A 14,883-nucleotide genomic window follows, 5' to 3' on the forward strand; every position below is an offset into this window, starting at 1 on the left:
GAGGCGCAGACTCGAACTTCCCGTGCGGCCTGTGCTCGTACGTTATCTGCGCTACGCGCCTTACTCTCGCGCACAACGCAGCAACAATAGCAGCCAACGCATCTGCACGCGATCAAGCCGACGGATGGCGGAGTCTTCGAGAACACTGGCGCCAATCTGAGGCGCGACCGTCAAATTACGCAATTCACGCTTGAGACTTTTCTCAGAAATTTGCCCAAACGCGCTCATGCGCTTCAGCGACTAACTTTCTCGTGGCCGCACTTACCCCTACACTCTTTGCTATCGCGTTCCATCCGGATACCGCGGATCGAACATCGTCAATAGCGGCCGCCGTCTGCTTATCAGAGAGCCCATGGCGGCTCGCGAGCGCCTCCACATGACCACGCGTGGGCGTGCGCCCTTCACCTTCCACATCAAGATAATGCTCGCCGCCTGGACCGGCGGCATAAGTTAGATCGTATGCAGGCGACAAGCGCCAATCGCCCCTATCATCCATTAAGAACGCATGCTGTCGCGTGTGGTCGTCACGATTGTGCGCAAGAACATTAAACAGCATGCGCCGCACGATCATCGCTACATCTTCGGCGCGGCGCGTCATAGCGCGCGTGGCGCGCAGCAACGTGTCGTAGCTTGAAGGGGTCTGAGGTGGCGACTCAATAGCACCCGACAATGAGAGCATGTGCAGCCGTACGCCTGGCTCAGGGCGATCAAAACGACGGGCCGCGAAGTACCCTGGCCTTTTCGCGGATTCAATAAGCCGGTGGTCCGGCACGTCGATATGCGCCGAACGCGCCATAGACGCGTAGGCATATTCAAGCGGGCCGATGTCGACCGGGTCTTCTGGCGCGCGAAATTTCACGATCCACGCTGAATGCCCTGGTGCAATCTCGCCTGAACCGACCGAGATGTGGCCTTCATCGTCAAAACCAACATGTACCTTCGGCCGTGCGCCACCAGAGCCGCCAGCGAGCCTCGCAAGTGTTTCAGCGAGTTCGCCGTCATCACCACTCAGAATCGCCGCGGCGTCATCGGCCAGCGCATCGAGATCCAGCGTTTCGACCTCGTCGCTAGGCGCAGTCGCCGGTTCGAACACCAGCGCGCCTCTTCCAGCGTCGCCCACCAACGCAAGCTGTTCAACCGCAGTCAGTGAAGCAATGTCCACACCGAGCTTAGCGAGGCGCTTGCGCATAACCAAATGCCCCCAACCTTCGGGCAATGCGTCAGCCAAAAAACCGTGCAGCCCATTAAAGCTGTGTGTGCGCGCAGCGTGCAAACCCGGCGCCGGCGGATAATTAAGTCCCGCAAGATTAAGCGCGCTGGCTATGAGTTCCGGCGACCACTCAAGTTGTGCAACACCTTTATCCATTGCCAAACGTGCAGCGCGCAAACGCGGGCGCGATGAACTGAACTCCAGCGAAACTCGCAACGGAGCGCCAAGGGGCAATTTCATCGTGGCGTCATTCTACGCGCCCGCTGGGGTCGCTTAAGTTCTGCAGCTTGGCGCTGCTGCTGCATGAGCTCATCCATGCTGCGCGCCGGCGGCAATGGAAAAATATCGCCTAGCTTTTCTTCGCAACGCATCGCCACAGCTACATTGACCAAACTTTCGATCGTGCCCTGTCCTGCACTTTCTATCCGTCGCAACGTTCGCACGCCTATGCCCGCGCGCCGGGCGGCCTCCTCTTGCGACAGATTCAGGGCGACGCGACGGGCGCGGAGAGCTTCCCCTAGAGCCACAAGAATCTCGGTCGACGTCTTAATCATCGGCCATATATGGCCGATTAACGCGCGAATGTCAATATAACCGGCCATTCGTGGCCGCAAAATCCACCCCAGCGAGGCGGCGCGCTCTACATGATCACTGGCTCCTCAACAGCCACCCTAGCCCGGCTACGACTCTCGCCTACACCGCAGCGACAACAGCAGCCAACGCATCTGCACGCGATCAAACCGACGGATGGCGGAGTCTTCAAGAACACTAGCGCCAATCATCCTGACGCCCGGCACCAAACGCTTTTGTAGTCGACGCATCACGGTCGCGCGCGAGACGCCGAAATAGTACTGGATATCTTTGTAGGTGAACCAAAGCTGCGTCGCCGGTAATTGCTTCATCGACTCCAAAGCGGATTCAATTGCGTCTTCCGAATAGAGCGGCATGTCCGCAACTTTGACGATATCAGACGGAGCAAGCGTAAGCTTCTTGCGCTTGGCGCTCGGCGCGCAGGCCTTCGCCTTGGCGCGCCCAGGCGCCTCCGGTGGCTGCAAGGCGGGAACATCCGCTGCATCGTCATCTGGCTTGCTGTCGATGGGTTGCGGCTTGAGCGGCGCCACATCCTTGATCGGATCCGACTTCAGTGCTTCAGGTTCCCCGTCAAAAAGCGACATTTGCTCTGGTTGATCACGGTACGCCGGCGGCCGACGCAAAGGTTTAGGGCTCGCCATCGCGCGCCTCCCGATGCAATCGCCGCGCAACATCACGCACCAATGGTTCGTCACGCCCCCAAATAAACGCCGGCTAGCGTCTCGTCCCTTTCGCGGGCGACCAAAACCGTCTCACCGATTGCTGCTGAAAAGCAAAACCATAACGTGACGCGATTCAATGGGTCCCGTTGGACCTATTGACAATGACAAAGATTGTGATCCGCCCTATCAATGAGCATTAGAGCCGAACGTGCGGTTCGCGACTGGCGCTCGGCCCCGACCTGCACCCCTAGATCATCTCAACAGAGTTCAGCTAGTTTCACCACCGCGGCCTCGCCGAGATCGCATGCTGGAGCCACAGCCCTGAAAGAAAGCGCTAAACCGACGCGCGCCGAGCGAGAAGCCAGCGCCTGGGTTGTGCTCTTTGACGGCGCTGACTGGGACCAAAACAATGTCCGACGATTTCATGCCTGGCTCGCTCGCAGAGCCGATCATCGACCAGCGTTCGAAGCCGTTGCAAAAACTTGGAACAAGCTCGACCTCCTCGCGACGCTTGAGAGCCGCGGCGTGCTCGAGGGCAGCGCCGCAATTGATCACGCGCGGCCCTCGCGCCGCTCCCTGATCGCCGGCGCAGGCATCGGCGCTGCCGCAGCTTTAGGCGCAGGCGCCTATTTGATTTGGGCTAAACCGCCCTCACCCGCCTATCAAACCGGAACCGGTGAACAACGCGACATCACGCTCGGTGACGGCACAACCATTGCGATGAATGCACAAACCCAATTTAGCGTGCGCTCGAGCGCCCGCTTGCAAGAGGTTTCACTGAGCGCTGGCGAGGCTCTCTTCACCATCGCCGCCAACACCGCCCGGCGCTTTATCATCCGCACCCGATTTGGAGAGCTGGACGCCGATAATTCCAAGGTCCTGGTCAAAGTCTTAGCGCAAGGCGCCCGGATCACGCTGATTTCGGGAACAGTGCGAGCCACACAACGCCAATTCCTCTCCACCGGCATGGAAATCCAAGCGGGCCCCGAGACAGAACTCGTGATCAGTCCCCAAACCCTGTCCTTGGCCGCAATCAGCGCGCCGGTGGTCGAACGCCGTACGCTCTGGCGCGAAGGCATGCTGGCGTTCGACGGCGAGCCTCTTGAAGAAGCGACCAACGATGTGGCGCGTCAAAACGGGGTCAGCTTCCGGTTTGCAGATCCAGCTTTGGCCGGCCTTCGCGTCGGCGGACTTGTCCGCGCCAACGATGTAGAGGCATTTTTGGTATTGCTCCGCGACAATCTCGCCATTCAGTCTGAACGCCAAGAAGACGGCGCCATCCTCTTAAGTTCGACTGCAACCTTCTAAAGACCAGCTCCGCGCCGGCCAGAGCTTCCGGTCAGGTAAAATTATTTCGCCATAGCGCGCCTTCGCCTGCGTAATCCAAGGCGCTCATTTGTCTCTCTCTTCAGAAGCCGCCGATCCGAGCGGTGCTGGGGAGTGAAACATGGGAAAAGAACTGGCGCGTACGCGCCGTCACGGCCTGCGCTCAATTTTGGCATTGGCGCTGAGCTCGGTCTCACATCTTGCATTGAGTGCGCCAGCGCACGCGCAGATCGCCCCGAGTGAAGCTGCCGCCACAATTGAATACGATATCCCTGCTCAAGACTTGAGCGCTGCCCTGATCGCGTTTGCGGCGCGCTCAGATATGCAAATTCTGTTCTCACAAGCTGACGTTGAAGGCCTGAGATCCAGCTCGGTGCGCGGCCGCTTCACCCCCAGGAATGCGCTTGCCGAAATTGTTGCTGGATCTGGCCTTCGCGCGCGCGCCGATGTCGATGGCGTCATTCGCATCGAGCGCGCGCGCCCCCAGTCCACCGCCAACGGCGATGACGCGTCCGTCGCCGACGACCTCGTCGTTACCGGCACGCGCATTCGCGGCGAAGGCCCGATTGGCGCAAACGTTATAGTTCTCGACCGCGCCGCGATCGAAGACACCGGACGCACCAGCGTTCAGGACGTCGTGCAAACGCTGCCGCAAAATTTTGCCGGCAGTCAAAACGAAGCGACCCAAGAAGGAACACTCAACGCGCGATCGAACTTCACTTTTGGCTCAACTGTCGATCTGCGCGGGTTGGGCGCCGACGCCACGCTGACGCTCGTCAATGGCCGACGCCTCGCGCCAGCCGGCGCCGGCAATTTCATAGATATCTCCACAATTCCCTTGAGCGCTGTCGAACGGATCGAAGTTCTCGCCGACGGCGCCTCGGCCACGTATGGCGCAGACGCTGTCGGCGGTGTCGTCAATATCATTTTGAACGGCAATTTCGAGGGCGCCGAAAGCGCATTGAGATATGGCGGCGCGACACAGGGCGGGGCCGAAGATTTCGGCGCTTCCCACCTCACCGGCTTTAACTGGTCCAGCGGACATCTGACCGCCGGCTATGATTATCGCCGCCGCGGCGAAGTTGATATTTTGGAACGCGACTTCACTGCGACTGCGGACTTTCGGCCTTGGGGCGGCTCCAATTTCGAACGCATAAACTCCAACCCCGGCAACATCACACGCATTGGTGCAACGACTGTAAGTCTTGCCATTCCACGCGGCCAAGATGGCACCTCGCTATCTGAAGCAAATCTCATCAGTGGCGCGCCGAATTTTGGAAATATCAACCGCGACGCTTGGTTGCTGCCGCGCCAGGAGAGCCACGCAATCTTTCTGAGTGCAGCGCAGGAGTTTTCACCTCACTTTGAAATGTTCGCCGACCTCGTCGCTGCAGACCGGCGTTCCTATTCTGAACGCGAGAACCTCGGGGCGAATTTGATCGTGCCTGAATCGAACGCCTATCGCCAACTCAACAACCTCTTCCTCGGCCAAGGCGATCTCACGATCGCCTATCACTTTGGCGCCGATCTCGGCCCAGTCATTACGACTACCAAAACGCAAGCCTTCTCGCTTATCACTGGCGGCGCGTTCAATTTCGACAATGATTGGCGCCTAGAAGGGTCCATCTCCCTCGCACGCAGCGAAGAAACCGTCGACACGCTCAACTATTTTGACTCGCCGACGATTGCGCCATTCCTCGCCAGCAACAATTTGGCCACCGCCTTCAATCCATTTGCCGACGGTTCCAACACCAATGCCGCGGTGCTCGAAGCTATCGCGTTCGATCAAACCTCGTTCTCGCGTGGGATTACCACGAACTTCACCCTGAAAGCGGACGGCCCGCTTTGGCGCATCTGGGGCGGCCTCATCCGCGCCGCCGTCGGCGCTGAGCGCCGCGAAGAAACCTTCCGCTTCAGCCGCTTTGAAATTCATAATTCCGGTACGACCGTCAGCCCGACAGCTGCGCCAGGCGAGCGCGTCGTTGAAGCGCTATTTGCCGAACTTAGCCTGCCGCTCATCAGTGAAGACAATCACGTCCCGTTGGTTCGCAATTTCGATCTCTCGCTCTCTGCCCGCCGAGAAAGCGCAAGTGATTATGGCGACGAGATCACCCCGCGCGTGGGCATGCTCTGGGAACTCACCCAAGGCCTCGCCCTGCGCGCATCGTGGGGGCGCTCCTTCAAGGGACCACTCTTCCAGGACATGTTGGGCGGCGTCGGGCTTTCATATTTGACCGCGACGGCAGCCCAAGATCCCCTCGCCGATAACGGCTCGACCGGCGTTCTCGCCATTGCCGGCTCCAATCGTGATCTTAAACCAGAGCGCGCGGAATCTTGGACGGCAGGTATTGAGGTGCAACCTTCGTGGGCGCCGGGACTGCGCGCCAGCGCCACCTATTTCAACATTGCATTCGAAGACCGCGTCGCCGCACCCGGTTCACCCTTTGTCATCCTCGCCAACCCGGCAGGGTTTGAGAGCATCGTCTTTCGCGATCCAGACCTTGCGTTCATCAATTCGTATCTCGCCTTGGGCACACCGACCGGCACGCTTCCAGCAGATGGCATCGAAGTCATCATTGATCGCCGGCGCGTCAATCTCTCCAGTCAAAACGTGACCGGACTCGATCTGTCTGCTGTCTACGCACACGATCTACCTTTGGGTGAACTCACCTGGAGCGGCGCTGTCAGCATCTTATTCGATCACGAGCTCACGATCACCCCTGGCGGGGTCCCCGTTCGGGCGCTCAATACACTAAACGGCCCGGTCGATCTTCGTGGCCGCGTCGGCGCCAATTGGCGCAACGGGATCTGGAACATCGGACTGAGCGCAAATTATCTCGACAATTACACCGACAATGTCTCCATCCCGGCGCGTCCCATCGACGAGTTCATCACCTATGACATGCGCGCTGCACTCGATTGGCGCGGTGAAGACGGCGGCGCCCAGATCGCATTGAGCGTGCAAAACCTCTTGGACGAAGATCCGCCGTTCGTAAATAATTCCACCGGCTACGCCTATGACGCCTCTAACGCGTCCCCCTTGGGCCGAGTCATCACGCTCGAACTGCGCCAACGTTGGTAAGACGATGAAGCGCCTCATCGCCTTAGGCGCCGCGTTGGGCGCCATTTTGTTGTCGCCGCCGGCAGATGCCGAGCGGCGCACAACCCGCGCTCATGAAGCGCGCTCTGAAGATCTTTTCGATCTCCACGAAATCGGCGGCCTCATTGAGGCAAACGTCGTGGCCGCGCCTAATGGCGAAGAACTGGCGTTCTTTGAACGCCGCATCGATCTTGGTCAAAACCAATACCAGCACCTCCTTGTCGTCGTCGACATAAGCACGGGCGCCCATCGCATCATCGCAGAAGCTGGCGATATCATTCTGGCATCGAGTCGCGGGCGGCGCTCCGGCGCACCTTTTGATCGGCGCCCGATCTGGTCGGCCGATAGCCAATGGGTCTATTATACGGCGCTGACCGCACGAGGCGCCGAGATTTGGCGCGTGCGCAGAGACGGCGCCGAGAACAGACAAATTTTCGCACCACCGGGCGATGTTCGCCGCTTTACACTCAGCGCAGATGGCGATGCGCTCATCGTAGAGACGCAAACCTCACGCCAAGCGATAGAAGCGCAGCGTGACCGCGACGAACGAGACGGCTTCAGGGTCGATGAAGCCTTCGCGCCGCTTTACGCCTTGCGTCCTCTCCCCGATGAAGACAGTGGCGGTGAAATCAGCCGGCTCTCGCTCATCGACGGACATGTGCGCCCCGCAAGCGCCGATGAGCGCGCCCGCCTCAACACGCCGGCAGACCTTCACGTGCGCCAACGAGACCGACAATCACGCGCTTACGCACCGGCGCTTGGCGTCTTTTCTGAGAGCGGCGAGGGCGAATTGATCTGCCTAGCCGCGGCATGTAGCGGCGCACTCAAAGAGAGCTGGCGTCTTGCTTCTGGAAACAGCGAACGCATCGTCTTTCGACGCTTGGAAGGACACGCCGGATTTTGGACGGCGCTCTACGAATGGCGTCCCGACAGGACCGCAAGCGAGCGCGAGATGAACGCTAGTGAAGCGACATCGGCGGGGGACAATATCAGACGCATTCGCCGAAGCGCCGATCGGCTGGAGGGGTGCATCCTCGTCGAGAACGGGCTCGCTTGTCTGCAGGACTTCGCCACCCAACCTCGTCGGCTTGTCCGCATCGATATCGAAACCGGCGCCGAGCGCGTCCTCTATGATCCCAATCCAGCATGGAGAGCAGTTAGAACGCCGCGGATCGAGCGCTTGGACTATACCGACTCTGAGGGCAATCAATCGTTCGCGCAGCTCATCTACCCTTTGAACTATCGCCGAGGCACAACCTATCCGGCGGTCATTGTCCAATATCGCGCCCGCGGTTTTCTCAACGCTGGCACCGGCGCGGATACGCCGATTTTTCCACTCTCGGCACGCGGCTATTTTGTCCTCAATGTCGACCGGCCCGAATTCGACATCCGCGGGGCTCGGCTGAGCTATCATGAACTCGCGCGCGAAACCGAACTCGACGACAGCGAAAACACAATCAAACGCCAAGCGATCCTATGGTTCCTTTCGGAGCTCCAGCGCCGACATCTCGTTGATCAAAGTCGAATCGCGATCACAGGCATGAGCGATGGCGCCGAAACCTTGTTTGACATGCTGCTCGACGGACCAAGCTTCCGCGCCGCGGTCGCCAGCTCTCCACCGGGCGATCCCATCGCCTATGTGCTGCAATCGCGCCAGTTTCGCCAATCGCGCCGCAACGACATCGGCTTTAGTCCGCCGTGGGATCAAACCGGCGCGTTCTATGCATGGTGGCGCGAAAATAGTCCGACGCTGCGCAATGCCCCCATCAACACAGCCTTGATGTTGAACTTGTCGGAGACCGAGGCGCTGCGCGCCTTCCCCCTCCTCGCGCACCAGGAAGGCTCTTCAGCGCCAATAGAGAGCTACCTCTATCCCGGCGCCTACCACATCAAATGGCGTCCCGCGCAGATTTGGGCGACGAGAGAACGCACCCTCGCATGGCTCGACTTTTGGTTACGCGACGTCTCGCCAAGCGATAACGACACACGCAGTCGCTGGCAGGCGATGCGTCAGGCTTGGGGCGCCTCCGACGACGCGGACGAGCCATCCGGCGGTTCCGGCCGATGACCAGGTTCGACGAAGCGTCGCTGCAATGCGTAAAATCTGCGTAGCCAGATTTCTGCAAGCAAGGCGCTGGATAAAAATCCGCTTCGTGATCCTTCTGACATCACATCCCGAGAGAGCGCCTCTCGCAACTCCACGCCATCTATGATCTCTGCGCGCTCGAGTTCGCCCCCGATCAGCATCTCACGCATGAATGGCAATTGTCGCGCCAATGCGGCAACATGATATCGCGTCGTGTCACCCTTACCGGTTCGCGCCAACACCTCGCCCGGAATGACGTCTTGAAACGCGGCGCGCGCAAGAGCGCGTTCACGCCCGCCCCAAGTCATCACATAAGGTGGCACACGTAGACAAAACTCAATAATCGGTTGCGAAGCCAAGATCGGATGGGTGGCAAACTGCGCATTCAGACCATTGGGCTGATGATAATATTGTAGATCCATGATGTGCGCGATGCGCATCGCGCGCGCCGGAGACGCCGCCGCCCGCACCCGCGCCCAGGCATGCTCGTTCAAAAGCGTCTTTATCGCGTCAGGCTCGCAACCCCGAGCTCGCGAGCCAAATGGACCAGACGCCAACGGCTGACGTAGCAAGCCATATTTCAACACTGCGCCAAACACGTCCCAAATTGGACGCCGCGCCAGTCGCGCAGTGTCGACCATAATCCGCTGCAGCTCGGCCAAATCACATCCGTCGCACCAAGCATCAGCGGCAATAAGCGGAGTGCGCAAGCGATGAAAAACCTGATCGCCGCCCTGGCCCGACGTGACCAAAGGCGAGTTCATCTCTGCTGCTATGGCGCGCCCCATCGTCGGATCGGTAAAGCTCATCGCGGCGCGCGATGGTTTGGCGCTGAAATATGCATCTAGCAACCGCTCATAGGAGATGTGCGCGGGCGACATCGCGACTTCGATCAATCGCGTGTCCGAAGCGTCCGCCGCTGCCCGTGCGTAGCGTCGTTCATCACCTTCTGCCACATCGGCTGGAAATGCATTGACGGCGAGAAGCTCGCCTGTCGTCGCCCGCTTCAGCGCGCCAAGCACAATGCTCGAATCCAAGCCGCCAGAAAGACGGTGGACGATCTCAGAGGAGGTTTGCGACCATGATCGCGCAACCGCGAAGACAGTTTCGCGTAACCCGCCGGCGGCGGCATCAAACTCCTCCGAGGTAAAGCTACGGGCGTTGGCAATGGGCGCCCAAACCACGCATTTCGCTACGGCGCCGGGCGCACGACCAAGGCAGAGCTCCTCGCCAGCCATAAGTTCACGAACGTCTTTGATGGCTGTGCGCGGCGTCACCAGCCGAGATTGCGCGCAGAAGGCAGAGAGAAATTCAAAATCCGGCTGCGCTTCGTCCGCCAGCGCTAGAAAATCCTCCGCATGCGAGAACACCGCCATGCTCTTGCCCAAGCGACCGTAATAGATCGGATGGGCGCCGGCGGCCTCGCGGACAATAACCAATTCGTCCTGGCCGGTGTCATGCAGCACCGCCAAATAGGCTCCCCAGTAGTCGCGCGACAATTCTGCGCCGCGTCCACTCTCCACCAAACGCGATGTCTGCGATGGAGTAATATCGCCAAGCGGCGCAGCGCCCAGCCGCTGACGCTGAAACAACGAACCAAATATCGCCCCTTGTGCGCCGTGCAAAAGCATTGGCGCGCGATCCGAACCCGCAAGGGCGTAATGACCCAAGACGCCGCGTCGATCTAGAAACTTGGTCCAGGCACGCTCGCCTGCAATCTCTGCCCAAAGGGCCCGGCGACGACGCTCCTCATCCCAATCACACGGCGTCCATCGGAGGATAAATACCCGGGCCATTCAAAGGCGCACGATCTCGGAAAACGAAGCACAATCTTCCTCTCCCGCATCAAGGATGCGGCCATCGACCACCACCCAGCAATGGGCGGCAAACGGCATGGCGCGCACGCCAAAGACCAAACTCGCCCTGACCCGCTTGCGCAAAAGAAACCGGATAAGCGTCAGTGCATTGAAGAGACAGACATAGCGCTTTGGGATCCAAACGCGCGCCCGCTCGAAGACACTGTGTGCCCCAATAGCCGATACATTCAATGATGCGCTGGCGTCTAAGGCGCGCTTTTGAACTTCGATCCAATCAAACGCAAAAGCCAAGCGCCGATCTTTTATGATCCAATGGGCCCAACAAGCCGCTTCGATTACAAGAACCATATCGGGCAGCCGGGCCAAAGCACGCTCCCCTATTGATCTTGCCTTTTCGTTTGGTGCGAGCCGACTTATCGCGTGCGGCGAAGCGCCATCTCTCACACCGCGTTCAGCAATATTTGCGCGAACGTGGCCAAGGTCAGTATCTGCGGGCATGGCGAAATAGCGATCTTGAACGGCGTCCAAGAACACAATCCAATCACCGGCGATGCATGCATAAACACGCCGGGGCAAGAAGAGCCTTATAAGCTCGATGCGTGATGCATCGTCCATGCGACCCTCCCTGCCCCGACGCGGATCATTAGTCGCGATAGTCTTCGCCCATCAGCTCCTCAAAGGCGGGCGCCCAAGGGATGCCAAGAGTGAGCACAGAAGCCTCGCCCAGATCGATCACATGATCGGTTTGCAAATGCTCTTGCATGACACTGTCTTTCAGCTTGAGTGGATCTTTCAAAGAATGTGGCGCGGGCAGCGCCGCGCCACATCAGCCGTTGGCGTCAGTCGCGATAATCCTCGCCATTGAGATCTTCGACCGCGTCGGTCTCTTTGATGCCCAACGTGAGTTCACTGGCCGCGCCCAGTTCGACGAGATCAATTGCTTGTTCAAGCATGTTTTCCTCCATCGGGCCTTATCGCCCGATGTCATCTTCCCGCCGAAAACACCGATCACCGATCTGATAATCGTGAAGATCAGTTTGCCGATCGTGCGTTTGGCTCAACCAGGCGCGCCATTGTTGGGTAGCGCACGCAAGACAACATGCTGGCGGAGCAGACGCACGCTTTGGACGCGGCGTCGAGTATGGGCCTTGAGCAGAACCGACGTGCGTTTCGACCGGTGCGCAAGCGCGTCAATCAAAGTCTGAAGCTCACCCTGCACATCGCCCAGAACCTCAATCTCGGCTTTGCGAGCAAGGTAAAGTCGCTCGTCCGCATTAGCGCCCGCGCGGCGCAATTCAGGATTGGCGCTGGCCTCAATAAGTCGCATCACCGCAAACATCGATTCCGGATAGGGCAATATCCTCGTCGCGCGCTGCAGCTCTGCGCCGTCTGCTGAATTGGGCAAAGCCAGAGCGAACAAAACGCCACGCCACTCGTAAAGATAAGCGAGCTCAGCTTCTGACCATAAACTGACTTCATAGCCAGATCGCTGGCCAGCCTTGACGAGGCCCTCCCAGACAAGAATAGCCAGCGCTTGGCGGACCGGCATTGAACTTAAAGCGAGATCTTCGGCCAGCGCCTCCACATCGATGTGAGAGCGCACCGGCAATCGCCCATCGCGTATGCGCGCCTTGATCTCCTCAAAGGCCCGGCGCGCTGCTGTGCGTTCAACCGGCATGTTAGAGCTTGCCGGCGTCTACGAGGGCCTTGAGCTCAGCTTCTATCGCCGGCGGCAAGGCATCGCGATGCGCAGCGCAGCTTTGACCATTTTGCAACACGGCAATCGGATCTTGCCCTTCCCAATTGCCGAGATTGGGTCTGTGCCACTGATAGCCGATAAGCCGCTGCAAGGGCTCAGGAAAGGCGCGCGCAATGTTGGGCGGATAAGCCAAAAATTGTTCTTCGTAGGTGCGCAGCCAGCCAGCGCAATACCCGACGACAATTCCTGTGCGATCAACCAGCGAGCAATTGGCGCCGCCGCTATGCATAAGAGTACCCAGATAGACGAGCGCTGAGCCTGCCGTCATCTGCGCTTGAACGGCGCGACCAGGATCAATGTCACGGGCTACGGCCTGGCGATGGCTACCCGGCCAAAGTCGCGTGGCGCCGTTCGCGACCGTAAAGTCGCTGACCGCCCACATCACGTTCAGCGACCAGATTTGTCCCTTGGAGTCGGCGGGCCACATCTCCTGATCTCGGTGCGGCGCCTGCGCCCTCTGGCCAGGATGGATACGAATGGCTTGGGTAAGATTTAGCCTTATGCAGTCGCACGCCGGCGCCAAAGCAGCTTCAGCAAGCGCCAACAAACGTGGATGAAGCGCCAATCGCTGCACCGTCGGCGACTTTGACAAAAGGCCGTTGACGCGCGTTGTCGACCAGCCATGAAAATCACCCTCACAACGGGGCGTGCGCTGCAGCCAAGGCTCCAACTCATCTTTTAGCGCCGCAAGCTCGTCGACCGCCATCGCGTCTTCGAGAATGACAAACCCATCACGCTCCAGCGCAGCCAAATCAGGGCAAAGCGCAAACTCGTGCACAGACTGAGACATTGTCTTCGCTTCCCTCAAGCTGCTTTGGCCAAGTCGGCAGGTACAAAACGGATTAACGGCGCGCCGATGCCGTAGCTTTGACGGACACGCCGCAGACCCTCGCTATTGATGTCGGCAACGAAGGCCTGAATCTTGTGACGGCCGCGACCGCGACCAGGACCCAAGGCGCGCGCATTCCAACCCGCGCGCAACGCCAAAGGTGCGAGCGCCGCATCGGTGACGTAAGTCACTTGCTCGATACCAAAAATAAAGGCGGTCTCGATGATCCCTGCGATCATGCGTCCGAGAAGTGCGCGGCGCGGCGCGCCGATGGGCGTCGCCGGCGCCGGACAAAAGCGCGTAGCTTCCCAAACATGAGAGCCACGCGGCGCGGGCGTGTCGCACAGATCTGAAAAATGCTCGCTCAAAAGATGAGGAACATGCGTCGGCAACAGCCGCACCGACGACGTTATCGATGCCGTCGCCGGATCCGTCTCAATCAAGTAGATCGCTTCAGCGCTGTCGTAACAATCAATCTCAAGTCCAGCGCTATGGTCCAAACGCCACTTCAATTTGTCGATGAACACCGCTTTGCGCTGACGGTGCATCTCAGTCAGCAGGTGATGAAACCGGCGCCGATTTTCTGCGGAAACAATGTAGATCATGTGCGCTCCAACCTCTGGGGGTCAGAACGATGCGGGGTTTTTTAGATCGCCGAAATAGGTCCCACTGGACCTATTGACTCCGAAAAAGACTCAGCCATCGGACAAATCGTCGACCATGATTTGCCCATCGAAAACAGCCCGCATCACCGCTTGGACACGACCGGAAACGCCGTAGCGTCTCTTCGCGCGTTCGATTGCGTTGTGGGCTGTCCGCGCACTCAAACCCAAAACCTCGCCAATCACCCAATCGCTTTTGCCGCGCCCGACCAGCGCTAAACATTCGCGCTCGCGCCGCGCCAGAACAACAGGCTCTCTGATCGCGTTTGGATTTAAACACCGATGCATCGCGCCATGCCCAAAGACCACGATCATCAGGGTCTCAGCCAAATATAAGGGGTCGACACCATCAGGACCGGCAACGAGCGAGCAAGAAGCCGGCACGATATCAGGCGAGCGCAACGGAATTGTCAGCCCAGCCGACAAGCCAAAGGACGCGCCCTCGGCGAGCACGCGCTTTTGCTGGCGATTGAGGCGCATATGGCCAAGCGCGTCCGCCCAATTAAATGGCGCGGGCATCACCCGCGCCGCCAAGAGCACCGGATCGATCAAGGCAAAATTGCCTGACGAATATTGCTCCAGCCAAGGGGTGGGATAATTGACGATGCTGACGCCGCCCGGCCGCGGTCGCAGCGGATCAACGTGCGACGCGCAAGCGATATAGCGATAGCCGAGCCCCTCTAACGTCGACACGAACCGCTTTTCAATTAAAGCCGCGTCGGTCTGTCTTTCGCAAAACTCGAGGAAGTCCAGCGCGACTTTGCTCTTTGGCATTTCAACCTCCGTTGAATGCCCTTGCAGTAAAGATCATAGCCTCGCCGCCTTGCAAGCCAATGCGCGG

At 59.2% G+C, this 14,883-nt stretch carries 12 protein-coding genes and 1 pseudogene; 4 read left to right on the forward strand and 9 right to left on the reverse strand.

What is annotated here, in order from left to right; genetic code table 11:
• Positions 1–202 precede the first annotated feature (202 nt).
• The 3 genes from ATE48_RS08210 to ATE48_RS08220 form a co-directional block, all read right to left on the reverse strand.
• On the reverse strand, positions 203–1,450 hold the full coding sequence (locus ATE48_RS08210; protein WP_066769996.1) for a type II toxin-antitoxin system HipA family toxin: 1,248 nt from the start codon (positions 1,448–1,450) through the stop codon (positions 203–205).
• On the reverse strand, positions 1,447–1,812 hold the full coding sequence (locus ATE48_RS20425) for a helix-turn-helix domain-containing protein (protein WP_418219399.1): 366 nt from the start codon (positions 1,810–1,812) through the stop codon (positions 1,447–1,449). Before ATE48_RS20425 ends, ATE48_RS08210 begins: the two co-directional genes overlap by 4 nt.
• A 78-nt stretch (positions 1,813–1,890) precedes the next feature.
• Positions 1,891–2,385, reverse strand: coding sequence for a hypothetical protein (locus ATE48_RS08220; RefSeq protein WP_156767683.1), 495 nt, complete (start codon positions 2,383–2,385; stop codon positions 1,891–1,893).
• 267 nt (positions 2,386–2,652) lie between these two features.
• Here ATE48_RS08220 and ATE48_RS20430 point away from each other — a divergent pair.
• The 4 genes and pseudogenes from ATE48_RS20430 to ATE48_RS08235 form a co-directional block, all read left to right on the forward strand.
• Positions 2,653–2,928 (forward strand): annotated as a pseudogene (locus ATE48_RS20430) (hypothetical protein); the annotation flags it as partial.
• Positions 2,929–2,988: 60 nt separating this feature from the next.
• A complete protein-coding gene (locus ATE48_RS08225) occupies positions 2,989–3,771 on the forward strand; it encodes a FecR family protein (RefSeq protein ID WP_228126864.1) in 783 nt (260 codons plus the stop codon).
• A 139-nt stretch (positions 3,772–3,910) separates the two neighbouring features.
• Positions 3,911–6,871, forward strand: coding sequence for a TonB-dependent receptor (locus tag ATE48_RS08230; RefSeq protein ID WP_066770005.1), 2,961 nt, complete (start codon positions 3,911–3,913; stop codon positions 6,869–6,871).
• Between the two features lie 4 nt (positions 6,872–6,875).
• Positions 6,876–8,957, forward strand: a complete 2,082-nt coding sequence (locus ATE48_RS08235) for an Atxe2 family lasso peptide isopeptidase (RefSeq protein WP_066770007.1) — start codon at positions 6,876–6,878, stop codon at positions 8,955–8,957.
• On the opposite strand, the gene ATE48_RS08240 is transcribed toward ATE48_RS08235, so the two are convergent.
• From ATE48_RS08240 to ATE48_RS08265, 6 genes are all read right to left on the reverse strand, one after another.
• On the reverse strand, positions 8,900–10,606 hold the full coding sequence (locus tag ATE48_RS08240) for an asparagine synthase-related protein (protein WP_228126865.1): 1,707 nt from the start codon (positions 10,604–10,606) through the stop codon (positions 8,900–8,902). The two genes, ATE48_RS08235 and ATE48_RS08240, sit on opposite strands and share 58 nt — an antisense overlap.
• 165 nt (positions 10,607–10,771) lie before the next feature.
• On the reverse strand, positions 10,772–11,407 hold the full coding sequence (locus ATE48_RS08245) for a lasso peptide biosynthesis B2 protein (protein WP_066770010.1): 636 nt from the start codon (positions 11,405–11,407) through the stop codon (positions 10,772–10,774).
• Positions 11,408–11,849: 442 nt separating this feature from the next.
• On the reverse strand, positions 11,850–12,470 hold the full coding sequence (locus tag ATE48_RS08250) for a GntR family transcriptional regulator (protein WP_066770012.1): 621 nt from the start codon (positions 12,468–12,470) through the stop codon (positions 11,850–11,852).
• A 1-nt stretch (position 12,471) separates the two neighbouring features.
• Complete coding sequence (locus tag ATE48_RS08255; protein WP_066770014.1) at positions 12,472–13,341, reverse strand: phytanoyl-CoA dioxygenase family protein; 870 nt, start codon at positions 13,339–13,341, stop codon at positions 12,472–12,474.
• A 14-nt stretch (positions 13,342–13,355) separates the two neighbouring features.
• Positions 13,356–13,985, reverse strand: a complete 630-nt coding sequence (locus ATE48_RS08260) for an acyl-homoserine-lactone synthase (RefSeq protein WP_066770016.1) — start codon at positions 13,983–13,985, stop codon at positions 13,356–13,358.
• Positions 13,986–14,075: 90 nt separating this feature from the next.
• A complete protein-coding gene (locus tag ATE48_RS08265; protein ID WP_066770019.1) occupies positions 14,076–14,816 on the reverse strand; it encodes a LuxR family transcriptional regulator in 741 nt (246 codons plus the stop codon).
• Positions 14,817–14,883 lie beyond the last annotated feature (67 nt).

It is taken from the genome of Candidatus Viadribacter manganicus (assembly GCF_001679665.1).
GTDB classification, from domain to species: domain Bacteria; phylum Pseudomonadota; class Alphaproteobacteria; order Caulobacterales; family Aquidulcibacteraceae; genus Vitreimonas; species Vitreimonas manganica.

Bases quoted from the DNA above. Each gene is read 5' to 3' on its own strand.
- ATE48_RS08210 (WP_066769996.1), bottom strand. From the start codon at position 1,450: ATGAAATTGCCCCTTGGCGCTCCGTTGCGAGTTTCGCTGGAGTTCAGT.
- ATE48_RS20425 (WP_418219399.1), bottom strand. From the start codon at position 1,812: ATGGCCGGTTATATTGACATTCGCGCGTTAATCGGCCATATATGGCCG.
- ATE48_RS08250 (WP_066770012.1), bottom strand. From the start codon at position 12,470: ATGCCGGTTGAACGCACAGCAGCGCGCCGGGCCTTTGAGGAGATCAAG.
- ATE48_RS08245 (WP_066770010.1), bottom strand. From the start codon at position 11,407: ATGGACGATGCATCACGCATCGAGCTTATAAGGCTCTTCTTGCCCCGG.
- ATE48_RS08230 (WP_066770005.1), top strand. From the start codon at position 3,911: ATGGGAAAAGAACTGGCGCGTACGCGCCGTCACGGCCTGCGCTCAATT.
- ATE48_RS08255 (WP_066770014.1), bottom strand. From the start codon at position 13,341: ATGTCTCAGTCTGTGCACGAGTTTGCGCTTTGCCCTGATTTGGCTGCG.
- ATE48_RS08235 (WP_066770007.1), top strand. From the start codon at position 6,876: ATGAAGCGCCTCATCGCCTTAGGCGCCGCGTTGGGCGCCATTTTGTTG.
- ATE48_RS08220 (WP_156767683.1), bottom strand. From the start codon at position 2,385: ATGTCGCTTTTTGACGGGGAACCTGAAGCACTGAAGTCGGATCCGATC.
- ATE48_RS08265 (WP_066770019.1), bottom strand. From the start codon at position 14,816: ATGCCAAAGAGCAAAGTCGCGCTGGACTTCCTCGAGTTTTGCGAAAGA.
- ATE48_RS08260 (WP_066770016.1), bottom strand. From the start codon at position 13,985: ATGATCTACATTGTTTCCGCAGAAAATCGGCGCCGGTTTCATCACCTG.
- ATE48_RS08240 (WP_228126865.1), bottom strand. From the start codon at position 10,606: ATGCTTTTGCACGGCGCACAAGGGGCGATATTTGGTTCGTTGTTTCAG.